This is a genomic window from Nostoc sp. UHCC 0252 (assembly GCF_034931145.1).
GTDB lineage: Bacteria > Cyanobacteriota > Cyanobacteriia > Cyanobacteriales > Nostocaceae > Nostoc.
The window spans coordinates 21,530-33,129 of the sequence record NZ_JAYGHE010000079.1 but is presented as its reverse complement, the minus strand read 5'-3'; the positions used below and the strand labels follow the sequence as shown (position 1 = coordinate 33,129).

General features: G+C 41.2%; 22 protein-coding genes. 8 read left to right on the top strand and 14 right to left on the bottom strand.

Annotation, left to right across the window (positions count from 1 at the left end):
- The coding region (locus VB732_RS29775; protein WP_323234465.1) for a hypothetical protein at window positions 1-206 on the top strand (206 nt) is incomplete at its 5' end.
- Window positions 207-397: 191 nt separating this feature from the next.
- Window positions 398-1,024 (top strand): hypothetical protein, encoded by a 627-nt coding sequence (locus VB732_RS29770; protein ID WP_323234464.1) that lies wholly within the window; start codon window positions 398-400, stop codon window positions 1,022-1,024.
- 9 nt (window positions 1,025-1,033) lie between these two features.
- On the opposite strand, the gene VB732_RS29765 is transcribed toward VB732_RS29770, so the two are convergent.
- From VB732_RS29765 to VB732_RS29750, 4 genes are all read right to left on the bottom strand, one after another.
- Window positions 1,034-1,228, bottom strand: coding sequence for a hypothetical protein (locus VB732_RS29765; protein ID WP_323234463.1), 195 nt, complete (start codon window positions 1,226-1,228; stop codon window positions 1,034-1,036).
- Complete coding sequence (locus VB732_RS29760) at window positions 1,221-1,667, bottom strand: hypothetical protein (RefSeq protein ID WP_323234462.1); 447 nt, start codon at window positions 1,665-1,667, stop codon at window positions 1,221-1,223. Before VB732_RS29760 ends, VB732_RS29765 begins: the two co-directional genes overlap by 8 nt.
- Before the next feature lie 130 nt (window positions 1,668-1,797).
- Window positions 1,798-2,109 (bottom strand): hypothetical protein, encoded by a 312-nt coding sequence (locus tag VB732_RS29755; RefSeq protein WP_323234461.1) that lies wholly within the window; start codon window positions 2,107-2,109, stop codon window positions 1,798-1,800.
- 22 nt (window positions 2,110-2,131) lie between these two features.
- A complete protein-coding gene (locus tag VB732_RS29750; RefSeq protein WP_323234460.1) occupies window positions 2,132-2,425 on the bottom strand; it encodes a hypothetical protein in 294 nt (97 codons plus the stop codon).
- A 289-nt stretch (window positions 2,426-2,714) separates the two neighbouring features.
- Between VB732_RS29750 and rpaB the strand changes: the two genes are divergently transcribed.
- Entirely contained in the window at window positions 2,715-3,452 is a 738-nt protein-coding gene (rpaB, locus tag VB732_RS29745; RefSeq protein ID WP_323234459.1) for a response regulator transcription factor RpaB, read from the top strand.
- 46 nt (window positions 3,453-3,498) lie between these two features.
- Window positions 3,499-3,690, top strand: coding sequence for a hypothetical protein (locus VB732_RS29740; RefSeq protein ID WP_323234458.1), 192 nt, complete (start codon window positions 3,499-3,501; stop codon window positions 3,688-3,690).
- 102 nt (window positions 3,691-3,792) lie between these two features.
- Here the strand turns inward: VB732_RS29740 and VB732_RS29735 are convergent, their stop codons facing one another.
- Window positions 3,793-5,328 carry a cryptochrome/photolyase family protein gene (locus VB732_RS29735; RefSeq protein ID WP_323234457.1) on the bottom strand — a complete coding sequence of 512 codons (1,536 nt, stop codon included), beginning with the start codon at window positions 5,326-5,328 and terminating at the stop codon, window positions 3,793-3,795.
- 232 nt (window positions 5,329-5,560) lie between these two features.
- On the opposite strand from VB732_RS29735, the gene dinB reads away from it, so the two are divergent.
- Window positions 5,561-6,652: a DNA polymerase IV gene (gene dinB / locus VB732_RS29730; RefSeq protein ID WP_323234456.1), complete on the top strand. Its 1,092-nt coding sequence runs from the start codon at window positions 5,561-5,563 to the stop codon at window positions 6,650-6,652.
- Here the strand turns inward: dinB and VB732_RS29725 are convergent.
- The 4 genes from VB732_RS29725 to VB732_RS29710 all read right to left on the bottom strand — a co-directional run bounded on the left by VB732_RS29725 (window position 6,623) and on the right by VB732_RS29710 (window position 8,231).
- On the bottom strand, window positions 6,623-6,826 hold the full coding sequence (locus tag VB732_RS29725) for a CopG family transcriptional regulator (RefSeq protein ID WP_323234455.1): 204 nt from the start codon (window positions 6,824-6,826) through the stop codon (window positions 6,623-6,625). The genes dinB and VB732_RS29725 overlap by 30 nt on opposite strands.
- A 179-nt stretch (window positions 6,827-7,005) precedes the next feature.
- Window positions 7,006-7,458: a type I restriction endonuclease gene (locus VB732_RS29720; protein WP_323234454.1), complete on the bottom strand. Its 453-nt coding sequence runs from the start codon at window positions 7,456-7,458 to the stop codon at window positions 7,006-7,008.
- Window positions 7,459-7,470: 12 nt separating this feature from the next.
- A complete protein-coding gene (locus tag VB732_RS29715) occupies window positions 7,471-7,956 on the bottom strand; it encodes a DUF3368 domain-containing protein (RefSeq protein WP_179069695.1) in 486 nt (161 codons plus the stop codon).
- On the bottom strand, window positions 7,953-8,231 hold the full coding sequence (locus VB732_RS29710; protein ID WP_323234453.1) for a UPF0175 family protein: 279 nt from the start codon (window positions 8,229-8,231) through the stop codon (window positions 7,953-7,955). Before VB732_RS29710 ends, VB732_RS29715 begins: the two co-directional genes overlap by 4 nt.
- A 114-nt stretch (window positions 8,232-8,345) precedes the next feature.
- Here VB732_RS29710 and VB732_RS29705 point away from each other — a divergent pair, with 114 nt between their 5' ends.
- Window positions 8,346-8,588, top strand: a complete 243-nt coding sequence (locus tag VB732_RS29705; protein ID WP_323234452.1) for a hypothetical protein — start codon at window positions 8,346-8,348, stop codon at window positions 8,586-8,588.
- Window positions 8,589-8,713: 125 nt separating this feature from the next.
- On the opposite strand, the gene VB732_RS29700 is transcribed toward VB732_RS29705, so the two are convergent.
- The 3 genes from VB732_RS29700 to VB732_RS29690 are packed head-to-tail and all read right to left on the bottom strand — an operon-like array spanning window position 8,714 to window position 9,627.
- Window positions 8,714-8,881: a hypothetical protein gene (locus tag VB732_RS29700; RefSeq protein ID WP_323234451.1), complete on the bottom strand. Its 168-nt coding sequence runs from the start codon at window positions 8,879-8,881 to the stop codon at window positions 8,714-8,716.
- Window positions 8,882-8,887: 6 nt separating this feature from the next.
- Window positions 8,888-9,406 carry a hypothetical protein gene (locus tag VB732_RS29695; protein ID WP_323234450.1) on the bottom strand — a complete coding sequence of 173 codons (519 nt, stop codon included), beginning with the start codon at window positions 9,404-9,406 and terminating at the stop codon, window positions 8,888-8,890.
- Window positions 9,403-9,627 (bottom strand): hypothetical protein, encoded by a 225-nt coding sequence (locus tag VB732_RS29690; RefSeq protein ID WP_323234449.1) that lies wholly within the window; start codon window positions 9,625-9,627, stop codon window positions 9,403-9,405. The genes VB732_RS29695 and VB732_RS29690 overlap by 4 nt, the downstream gene beginning before the upstream one ends.
- Window positions 9,628-10,432: 805 nt before the next feature.
- Here VB732_RS29690 and VB732_RS29685 point away from each other — a divergent pair.
- On the top strand, window positions 10,433-10,693 hold the full coding sequence (locus VB732_RS29685; protein WP_323234448.1) for a hypothetical protein: 261 nt from the start codon (window positions 10,433-10,435) through the stop codon (window positions 10,691-10,693).
- Window positions 10,694-10,695: 2 nt separating this feature from the next.
- Here VB732_RS29685 and VB732_RS29680 read toward each other — a convergent pair whose 3' ends face one another.
- Entirely contained in the window at window positions 10,696-10,911 is a 216-nt protein-coding gene (locus tag VB732_RS29680) for a hypothetical protein (protein WP_323234447.1), read from the bottom strand.
- 127 nt (window positions 10,912-11,038) lie between these two features.
- Here VB732_RS29680 and VB732_RS36045 point away from each other — a divergent pair, with 127 nt between their 5' ends.
- The gene (locus VB732_RS36045; protein ID WP_374108449.1) at window positions 11,039-11,146 is read left to right on the top strand and encodes a hypothetical protein; all 108 of its coding nucleotides are present in this window, start codon (window positions 11,039-11,041) and stop codon (window positions 11,144-11,146) included.
- Between the two features lie 140 nt (window positions 11,147-11,286).
- Here VB732_RS36045 and VB732_RS29675 read toward each other — a convergent pair whose 3' ends face one another.
- Window positions 11,287-11,571 (bottom strand): hypothetical protein, encoded by a 285-nt coding sequence (locus VB732_RS29675; protein WP_141699756.1) that lies wholly within the window; start codon window positions 11,569-11,571, stop codon window positions 11,287-11,289.
- Window positions 11,572-11,600 lie beyond the last annotated feature (29 nt).

The following is an 11,600-nucleotide window of genomic DNA, read 5'->3' as shown; positions in this document are numbered from 1 at the left end:
TAAATACAACAATAAATAAAAAAGTTCAACAATTTCTGTTGGGTGCTTTACCCCGCTCCAGGCATCCGTCCATGAATCGCTCACAAGTCTTACCGCCCCGCCGTGCGATCGCTACGTTATTACTAGAGCGATCGCGCCCACATTCGGGTAGAATCACTCTCCTAATTGTTGAACTTTTTTATTTGAGTTTGGTGTCTCTGTGTTGAAAAAGTGGTAAATTGATCCCTTTTCCATCCCCAAATTGTTCAACTTATTTTTATGTGGACTTGCACCCAACCACGAAAAATCAATGCTTTGAGAGACTAGAATTGTTGAACTTTTTTATATGCTTACATTTACACAGCCTTTTGTTCTAGCTATTAAAATAAATTTATTAAGCTAGAACTAAATTGAAATTATGCCACGTAAGATATGTGGACTTGGCTTTGACTGTGCCTCAATGATGTTGCAACCGGGTATTGACCCTGGAGAATGCTTCAATTATCCAACTTGTGGAGCAGCTATTAAGTTGACTCCAGATGAAGAGATCGAACTAATTCGCGTGCGGCAGATTGCGTCTTGCCAACGGCAACAGGAGTGGGAACGCACAGAGGAAACCTTTAGAACCACGCGCCGCGAAGCGGCAGTGATGATGCTGATGTCAAGAGGTTGCCCTCAAAGTTCTGAATCGTTGGGCGTTGCTGCACAAATGGAAGCGATCGCTGAACTTGTGGAACAGTTGCGTGAGCAATTGAATAATTTAGAAGGACACTACGTTGCCCCTCTCGGCTGTGAAGTACATCATTATAATGTCAAGCGCCCAAGTGGAGTTTATGGATACAACAAACTCACTGCATCGGAGCCAATATTTGAACCATCCGAAAAACAGCAGAAAGTGAAAGTTGTTCATTTAAGCCATGATGACGATCCGCGAAACACTGAAGCCCGTAGGGGCATTGAGCGCCGAAATCAGTTAACTCGTGTACGAACGCTCTTGGCAACAACTGTGGAACTATTACTTGAGGCAGCCAATACCCTAGACTAGTCAAAGAAACTAATCAGAGTTTTGTGCATTTAACTTGACCTTGAAATACTGCCGCTTTAGTTTCGAGTCGCCCCGGTTGGCGTACTGTTTGGAGCTTTCAAAAATAGTTATTAGTCCGCGTTTCTCCATCTCCTTAAAAAACCATTCCCATCGCTCCAAGTCGGATGGTGGCGCAGTGAATCGTAAATCGTTAATCTCACCCATTATCATCACCCCAGCTGATTGCATCTAAAAAGTCAACAGCATCATTCTCCCAGGTTTCCTCCTGTCTAGACTGTCTAGCCTGACTATCTTCTTCAACTGTCACTGTGTTGGGAGGGTCGAGGACATCCAGGCGTGACTCAATCAGAGCGATCGCTTCTGCTAGTGCGGCAATTTGTTTTCTATCCTTCCTAACCTCACCCATCAAACTTATCTGAATATCAACTATTCGCCGCTTCAGTTCGTCTACCTCTGGCTTAGTGAGAGCTGGTTTAGGTTGGGTAGATTGGGTAGCAAGGTGAACTGTCAGGCGATTTTTCAAGGCATCCAAAACAAACTCTTTGAGAGAAATACGTTCATCCTGCGCCCGTGTCTTGACAGTCTCAAGTAATTCTTTCTCCCCCTCACCATCAAACTTGATGTTTAATTGTGGTCGGCTCATGGCTAGATTTGGGTAGACAAGGCTACCCAAATCATAACTTAATTGCATTCCCTTTAAGAGCCACAGCTTCGCAACTTCCTTGCGCGATAATAGCTAGCAGCCAGGGGCATAAACTTATTGATAATTATGTCTAGTACTGTAATTGCTTGCTTGCTTCAATGAGTGTTGAGAAGTTTTCAAGTTGCAGCGTATTCAACTTGATAATTCCAATAATTCCAAGAAATTGAGTATCATTCATAAACGATTGGTCGGCTTGGGCAGTTGCCTTTTGTCCCCACAATAGCCCTAACCGTCGCATTCGCCACAACCCCAAGCGGTGAATTTCTTGCCCAGGAATCAGGAAATCACCGTCATCGGTTCGTAAAACGGTCTGTCTTTGACTGTAAGGTTGAATTGTTCCTGAAAGCATTAAAGTTTCTCTGACACCAATATTTGCTACCATTCCAGATTAAATCATAGAGACTCTACCCACAAAAATCATCCACGCGGATATCCCGCCAGACATCAGAAACTTGCCAGCCTGATTTGCCCACAGATTGTACTGGAGGATTGTCAAGAAATGGAATATAGTCAGCAACTCTAGGCTCTGAAATTGCTACTGGTTTCTCCTCAACCTCAACCACAGGGGCTGGAGAATTGACAGTATTAGCTTCAAGAAGTTGGTCTTCAGCCTCCTCGATTAATTTCATCTGTCTCAGGGTAAGCTTGTCAGATTTTTTGATGATCTTCTTAGTATCTATATCATTAGAAGTTTTCATTGGCTGTTCCCTTGAAAGAATTGGCTCAAAAATTTGGATGGGTAAATTTGGGAGAAGTTAGGTATAAATAATTTGCACGGAATAAACACTTTACTGCAAAACTATGGAAAATACGAGTCCCTTGTTGAAGAATTTATCTTTTTCGATATAAATCTCTTTTTCGGGCAGATGCCTTAAAGCGATCGCTTCTTGATCGTGACTGTAGGTCAAAAATGTGATTGCGTTTTTGACTCCTAATAAGCAGATAATGAATGGTTAAGAGTTCTCGCTGTGGAGGAAAGGAACAGCGTTGAGAAACTTATCAGATGATAAAGGCACAATCTTAGTAGTAGATGACGAAGCCAGTATCCGCCGAATTTTACAGACGCGGTTAGAAATGATTGGCTACAGTGTAGTTACAGCTAGTGATGGTGAAGAAGCTTTGTCAGCCTTTCGCCTGTTGACCCCTGATTTAATAGTTCTGGATGTGATGATGCCAAAGCTAGATGGTTATGGTGTTTGTCAAGAATTACGGAAACAATCAGATGTGCCAATTATCATGCTTACAGCATTGGGAGATGTAGCAGATCGAATCACTGGGCTGGAATTAGGGGCTGATGATTATATGGCGAAACCTTTCTCTCCCAAGGAATTAGAGTCAAGAATTCGCTCGTTGCTGCGACGAAGAAACGATAGAACAACTATTGCTGCTATTTCTAATTTGGGAGTAATGGTTGTAGACAATCTCAAAATTGATACCAATAAGCGACAAGTTTACAAAGCAGGTGAGCGGATTCCATTAACGGGTGTAGAGTACAGTTTAGTAGAGTTATTGATGAGCTATCCGGGTAAATCTTTTAGCCGTGGAGAAATATTGCAGCAAGTATGGGGTTATAACGCAGAACAACATGCAGATACTCGTGTGGTGGATGTGCATATCTCACGCTTGCGCTTAAAGTTAGAAGATGACCCGGAAAATCCAGAATATATACTCACGGCAAGAGGAAGTGGTTACTTTTTTCAACGAATTGCTCAACTAGAGCATTAATCATGAAACCGCCAAATGTCACTCATCACACCCACAACAACAGTAAATGTCCCAAGTTAAAGTTGATACGGTTGTTTGTATCAACGGCAGCACGCTGATGGTCTTTTACACCCCTGGACACTGCTGGGAATTCCGTATCATCAGCCGCAGTGGGGGCATATTTGGCGAACAAAAGATTTATTACACGGCGGAGGCGGCGTTGAGAACTGGGTTAGAGTGGTTGCGGGATGAACGGTAATAAGTGCGTATATGCGATCGCCTTCCCTGTCCCTTGCCACAACCACCCCTCGACAGCCTACGAATGCCAGCCTGGAATAATTGCGAATATTATTTTACACTATTAGTTAACGGTTTCTGATTGTGTGGTGTGCCAATCTGAAGCCTTAGAACGGATTATTTGAAGCTCGTCAAAAGAGATTCGCTCTAAGTTACGCAGTATTTGAGTCATACGTGGCTGCTCTTTTAACAAGTCGTAATGACGAGCCAGGAAGTCCCAATAAAAAAAGTTGAAAGGACAAGCATTATCCGTACTGCGCTGGCGATGATTATAAGCACAATTTTTACAATAGTCGCTCATGTTGTTGATGTAGTTAGCAGAAGCAGCATAGGGCTTAGACGCAATCATTCCACCGTCAGCAAACTGCCCCATACCAATAACATTGGTTTGCATCACCCAATCGTAGCCATCAATAAAGGCGGCATGAAACCAGTCCTTAAGTTCTTGGGGGGAGATACCTGCTATCAAAGCAAAGTTGTTCAACACCATCAACCGTTGAATATGATGAGCATAACCTATTTGTTTAACCTGAGTTAGAATTTGGTGCAGACAATTCATCTGTGTATCGCCAGTCCAATAAAAAGCAGGCAGTGGATGAGTGTGGTTAAACCAGTTACGTTCTGAATAGTCATCATCTAGGTAAACATAAACACCGTGCATATACTCTCGCCAGCCAAGCACCTGACGGATAAAGCCTTCAATGCTGTTTAGCTCCCAGTCGCTGCTGTTGTCTAAATATGCAAGCTGTGCCGCCTGAACAACTTCCAAGGGATGAAGCAATCCAATATTGAGATAGGGAGAAAGCATCGCGTGCCACATTGTCTGTTCGCCAGTCACCATTGCGTCCTGGTATGGCCCGAATGAAGACAAACGTGTTTCGATAAAAAACTTCATTACAAGTAGTGCTTGCTGTCGCGTTACACCCCAGCAGAAGGGTTCTAATTGCCAGTAACTTTGATTGTCCTGGAATGCCTCAGATTGCTTAATGAAGTCAATTACATCTTGTGTAATTGAGTCTGGTTCAAACCATAAAGCTTCGGGTAAGGTCAGTTTGCCTTTTGGTGGTTTGCGATTTTGTTTGTCAAAGTTCCATCGACCACCAACAGGTTGGTTGCCGGACATAAGAATGTTGAACCGCTTTCGTCCCTGGCGGTAAAAGTCCTCCATGATTAGGCGTTTGCGTCCACTTGCCCAGTCAATGAACTCCTGATCACTCCAGATAAAACGGTTATTTGGTGTAAAAGTGACTTGAATTGTCAAGTTTAACTTTTGAATTAATGTAGCAAAAGGGCGATCTGTGGGAGTCATCACCCACAGTTCGGTAATTTGGTATTGTTCAATCCATTGGAGTAAAGGTGTATTGAAATCTTGGCTTTGAGCGTATGTTACTGGGAAGCCAAGCGATCGCAATTCGGCAGCAAAGTGACGCATGGCTGACCAGACCAATACCAGTTTTTGCAAGTGATAAGGAAGTTGCCCTGCATGGGCAAGAGATTCGATAAAAATCACAGGAGTCTGTTGGTGTTGTTGTAGGCAACTCTTTAGCGCTGACTGCCCAGCCCAAAGTTGATCTCCAAGAACCCAAACACCAATAGTCATGCCCTTGCTTCCTCTCAATCCGTGCGTTGGCAACGTGATGACAAAATGCTACTCAATCAAGTGTAACTTTATTGCTACAAAAACTTTCTCAATAAAAAAGCTGATGAAAGCCCAAAAGCTCTAGTGCTAATGTACTATTGGAGTGAGAAATTTCTCAAATATGTCGAATCACAAATTAAAGAGAGAATAGTCGTTCTCGCCGCTTGGTAGAAATGGTAATACTTCAACAACAATGCAGACGAAGAAGATAATTCACGTTGATATGGATGCCTTCTACGCATCGGTGGAACAGAGGGACAACCCTAGCTACCGAGGCAAACCGTTAGTCGTCGGTGGTAGCCCGAATCAGCGAGGTGTGGTTGCAGCAGCTAGTTATGAAGCGAGGAAGTTTGGGATTCACTCTGCGATGCCCTCAGTAACAGCAATTGCCAAATGCCCTGGACTAATCTTTGTCAGACCGAGATTCGACGTTTACCGAGAAATTTCCACTTTAATCCACGCCATATTCAAAGGCTACAGTGATTTAGTAGAAGGGGTTGCGCTAGATGAAGCATACCTGGATGTGACTGAGAATAAGCAAAACATCCCCTACGCTTCTACTATCGCAAGACATATTAAAACTGCAATTTTCCAAGAAACCCAGTTGACGGCAACCGCAGGTGTGTCAATTAACAAGTTTCTTGCAAAAATGGCATCAGGGCAGAATAAGCCGAATGGACTAACGGTGATTTTACCGGAGCAAGCAATTGCATTTGTAGAACAGTTGCCAATTGAAAAGTTTCATGGCATTGGAGAAGTTACGGCGGCGAAAATGCACTCGCTCGGCATTCATACTGGCGCAGATTTAAAAGTGCGATCGCTCTTGGAGCTAACACACCACTTTGGGAAAGCTGGTCATTATTACTACAAGATTGCCAGAGCAGAAGATGACCGACCAGTTGAAGCGAATCGAGTTCGCAAATCGATTGGTGCAGAAACCTCGTTTGCACAGGATTTAAGCGATGTCGGTCAGATGTTACAAGAACTCGAACAGATTGCCCAAATCGTCGAGCAACGCCTAGAGCAGCAAGAAACGCAAGGCCGCACATTAACCCTGAAAGTCAAGTTTTCTGACTATCATCAGTTAACCCGCAGTAAAACAATGCTTGCTCCCATCAGTGAACTATCTACAATTTTCGAGATAGCCAAAGCGCTGTTTGAGTCGATTGATTTGGAGAATCGTAGTATCAGGTTGTTGGGGATTTCCTTGTCTAACCTTGATAACGTCAAACAAACCCAAGTGATTCAATTGCCGCTATTTCAGAATGGGAACATCATATTTTAGCGTAGGTGTAGTCTGTTCAGACGCTGACAACTCGGTTATTGTCAAAGAGCGAATCAACTCCCGAATCACATCAGTTGCAGGTCTACCTGTGTTTGCACAATATTTTTCAAGTTTTTCGTTTTCAGCAGATGCAAGATTTATTGTGATTCGTTTGGCAGCCCATTTTTTGTTCATGACTTGCTATATTAACCAAATTTAATGAATTATCTAAACTTTAAATGCCTTGTGCAATACTTAACAAGTATATAGATGTTAACCACAGCATACTTGCCGTAAAATCATTTTTAGCACATCTCTCTCCAGAGTATTTACTTGTAGTCCAAAACTTCACTGATAAATCATTTGTATGAACTTTAGAACATTTGAAAGGAGCTTGTATTTTTGTAAATATTATTAAGTAAAGGCAGTTGGGTTGAGCCTTGCAAGAAGCTGAATTTAGTAAACCCTGCTTCATATTTTTTATCACCGTCAATAATTTGCTCTAGGCTTTTACCAAGAGTGAGCAAATCGTAGAGTTCTTGACTGGTGGTATAAAGTGCATCGTAGGGGAACTGGCTGATGGCTTCTACTGCTTTTTGAATATTGACTTCACTGAAAGCGTGAGTTTGTCTCCGGTATTGAATCTGATTTAGTTTGCGAAGTTGGGCTGTGAGGATTTCTTCTAGAACAATCTTAGAACGTTTTCCCCCACGTTTGGCTAGGGCTGACTGTGGTGTGAGATATTCATAGCCCATGTTTTGCAGAAGAGTAAGGGCTGGAAGTTGGGAGATGATATTTTCTAGCCAGCCACTTGGGGATAGGTTCATTGTCAGATTGTTTTAAATTTCTCTTGCTGTAATCAGAGCATAATCATAAATTTTTGGGCTGATTCTTGTTCCTTTACTCATTAAATCATCTAAAATATTCTTGACATTATCAATCAATCCTTGCTCTTTTGCTAAGATAATCACTCCAACTAAACCAATAATTGGCAAGCCTCTACTAATAGCAACTTTTCTTCCAGCTTTTTCATCAATTAAAAGTTGATCTGCTTTTAATTCTTCTGCCAAAATAATTGCCGAACATTCTCCTAAATCCAAGTCGGTTTCTAATTGTAATTGTTCAATGAGTTGGTTATTACTTATAGAAATAACTTCTAGCCATAAGGCTGATTTTACAGCTAAAACTGCGGGATGATCCCCCGTTGTTAATTCTGCATAGACTTGTTGAGGAATTATTACTCTACCAAAAACAGCCTGAAGCAAGTCTAATCTACCAACTTTAGAAAGTTCACTTAATGGGGTTGTATCTGAGACAACAATCATAGATTATTGCCTTGTAATTTCACTTTTGCTTGATTAACTTCTTGCTGAAATTCCTCTAAAGTCATACTATCGTCAAATAGGGATATTTCATGTTTAGACATTAAATCTATTACCTCTAGTCGAGGAATTCCTAGTAATTCACTAGCCTTACCACTGCTAATTTCTCCATGTTTAAGTAGAGTCATCACATAAGCTTCTTTGGCTTTAGTTTCTGCCTCTTCTCTAATGGCATTATTAACAGAATGAACAGGAATGGTAAATTCTACTTTAGTCATAATTCCAGAATGTTTTCTTTGTAATGTTTCATTTTTAACAGGGGTGATATTATATAAAATATCATTTTTCTATCGGTTAAAGTCGAGTTCTTCGGCGATTCCAACTAAGGGGGATTGACGGAAAAACTCTACGAGTGTGGTGGGTTGTTCTGGGTGGGTGTTCTGTGTAGTCAGGCTTTAACTGTTGGTTATTTCCTCAATGGCGCTGACCTTCTCAATATTACTTGGGATAAGCATACAAACTGGAACGGCGTGAGAGAATTAGATAAAGCACGAAACGTACCGTCAGCCTTGCTTTCCCAACGAAACTCAACCGCCCACCCCTCGCCCCCGCAAGACACTCCACCGTCAACCTGACATCGCCGCCGCCAACCCCGGCAGCAACCGTCTCCGATAGAATCGCCAGCACCCAAAGCTCCGACCAATCCCCCAAATCTTCGCCATGCAGAGATACCCGATAGTAGCCGTAGGGGATGCGATGCCTATATGCTTGAATTAGCACTTTCAGCCATTAAATAATATAACCCTTGGCTAAGATAAATATAGTAGTTTCTTATGGGAAATACAAAACTTTTTGTTAGTGGCTTTTTAATTTCTTTTGTTATCTCTACTTTTTCCGACTCAATTCTTCTACATCTTGGTTGTGTCATTTTTTATCATTTCTTGAATGGATTTTCAATTTTACCACCTGGGGGAACATACATTTTAGAATGCTTACTATTGCCGAATATATAATATTCAAATGATTTCAATATTAAGCATAAAACATTAATACAAAGTGGGTCGTTACTGATAGTAACTTCTTCTAATGATAATATTTTCCCATCTCGTAGCAACGATTCAAAAGCCCTTTTATATGGTAAAAGAGTATCTTCTATTTCAGGATTATATACAATTTGATTAATATTTTCATTTTTTTTATCTTTGTCATTGAAACCCAGTAGTATTGCCAGTGATTCATTAGCATTAATAAAATATTTAGGGTTGTAACTAGCTTTTTCTTTCAATATTTTTGCTAAATCGTGCAGTATCGGTTCGTCAAAAGTTTCGTAATAACTAATGATTAGTTCTTTTTCTGACATATAAGCTTGAGCAATACTCGCTCTGTTACTAATTAAATCATAATAACAAGCAGTATTTTGTTTTTTCTTAATTGCTACAATTAATTGATTCATGAATGTATTTTCCTGATTTTACTAAAATCAACATCATCCCACATACCCTGATAGCTTTCACCAACTGCGATCGCAAAAGATAGAGCCATTACACAATCATCGTAATTACCTTCAGAAGCTTGAAGTTGCTTGCCTACTCGTTGAAAGCTTAATAGTTCTAATTTTATAGGGCTATTGCTTGGATATGAATGCTGAAGGGCGAATGTGTCCAATTCCCGCATTTCTCACAAGCTCATGAAGCGTTTGATAGTGTATTTGTACTATTTTAGGTGAAGTGCTGCTGCCTTAGTTGAACTGACGCTAAACAACTGGATTCTGGAGCAGGCGACCGCTTAAGGTTAAGTGCGCCATTCATCCAGCGATCGCATCGCACATAATTGTCCCTGTGTGGAGTGATTCGGGGCGATGATGGTATGCCGTTTCAATGGCGAATGTAAACCATTGGTTGTGACGCATCTGGCTAGGTTACATCGGGTGCTGTTGATGCTAGGTTTAACTTCTGTGTGAGAGCAGTTTCAATATGTTTCGTTATTTCTGCATAAAACACAAAACAAAAGAAGAAGAATATTACATATCGAACTTCTATATAAACCAGGGGACAACATTTTCAAAGTCCCCTATTTTATTTCTTGTAATTATCTGACCGCAGCCGTTATGCCGCGAATTTCAGTTACCGTCGTAAGCATTTTACAAGCTCATTAATGATTGCAATTGTGTGTCTGAACTATTTCCCAATTCTTGAAGAATTGAGATAGTTTATTTTTTAACGCTTCAGCAGTCTGAATAAGATTAGACTCTTAAGCTGTTTTTAGCTTCATGGCAAGGACATCTGTCAGCCAAAAAGCTAAATGACTAAAATTCTTCACTTTACATTTGATGATTTGGGACTATGAGTCATACTAAAGAAAGGCTCATGATTTTAGTGATCGCTAACTATATTTCCAAGCAGCCATTTGGCGAAGGAAATAGTTGAAACTGGGTTGACATTCATTATTGATGAAAACTTATTAGTAGGAAGGTAAAGTCATGAACCAGTCTCATGAGGAAGACAAAAATAAATTCCTTTCCCCCCGTGGTCGCTACTACGGACAAGTTAAACCAGAAAACTTAGTGTTTAATGCTAACTTGCAAGAATTTGCTCAAAAAGTTGGCATGATCACCAGTTTAGAAAGCAATGGTAAGCTTGACCCAGAAGATGCTTATCAGCAAATTAAGGGACTTTGGAAACAGTTAAAGCATAGTAAGAAGGAACTGGGAATTGGTGAGGAGCCATCGGCAACAGCCTGAAGTTATTCTAACTTTGGGGTAATCACCTCAAACTCATTGCGCCTGAGTGACACTAGAATATTTTCCTCATCTGAATCTACTTGAATAAGCCAGCGTATGCTTGATTGACCATCTGAGTCTGGCTCTCGACTACAAACAAGCCCAACTTTTCCAGTTACATAGAAAGGACGTAGAATCAAAACTGTGTCTCCTACTTCAGGAGGGTCTGGGGTCTGCAATAGCGCTCCTAAAGGTGTTAGCTCTGAAAAATGGACTTATACAAGTGAAAACTCTGTTGTATAACCTTATCTTAATCAAGGCTTAATTCCTAGCTAATCTTCCTGTTAATGCAAGTGATGGAATGCTTTGAGGCTAGAGCAGCACTTCACAAGGGGATGCACGTTAACGTTAAAAATCAAATTCTCTGACTATCATCAGAGAACCCGCAGTAAGACAATGCCTTATCGGAGTTAGGTTGTTAGGAATTGCATTGCCCAATCTGGATAACGCCAAACAAACCCAAGTAATTCAATTGCCACTATTTCAAAATGCAGGGATTATATTTTAGCGTAGGCTAGCAAGAACCGCAGGCATCGCGCTGTTTAAATACTGACTCACCCGCGACAGAAATCATCAACCCTCAACTCTCGCCAAACATCAGACGGTTGCCACCCAGAGTTACCCACGGAGCGTAGGGGGCGATAGTGTTCAGAAATGTATTCGGATTCGGAAACGTAGTCTTCAATGTACACAGGTGGATTGTGTTCAATCACTGGTTCAGAAATATTTTGACTCTCAAGCATCTCAATGGGTTCAATCGGTGGTGGGGTTACTTCTGCTTTCTTGCGAACTGGGTTAGGGTTTTTTTTGATGAGTCGTTTCATATCTATAGGAATCATTCGGCTTTCCACCAAGAACGGATATCCCA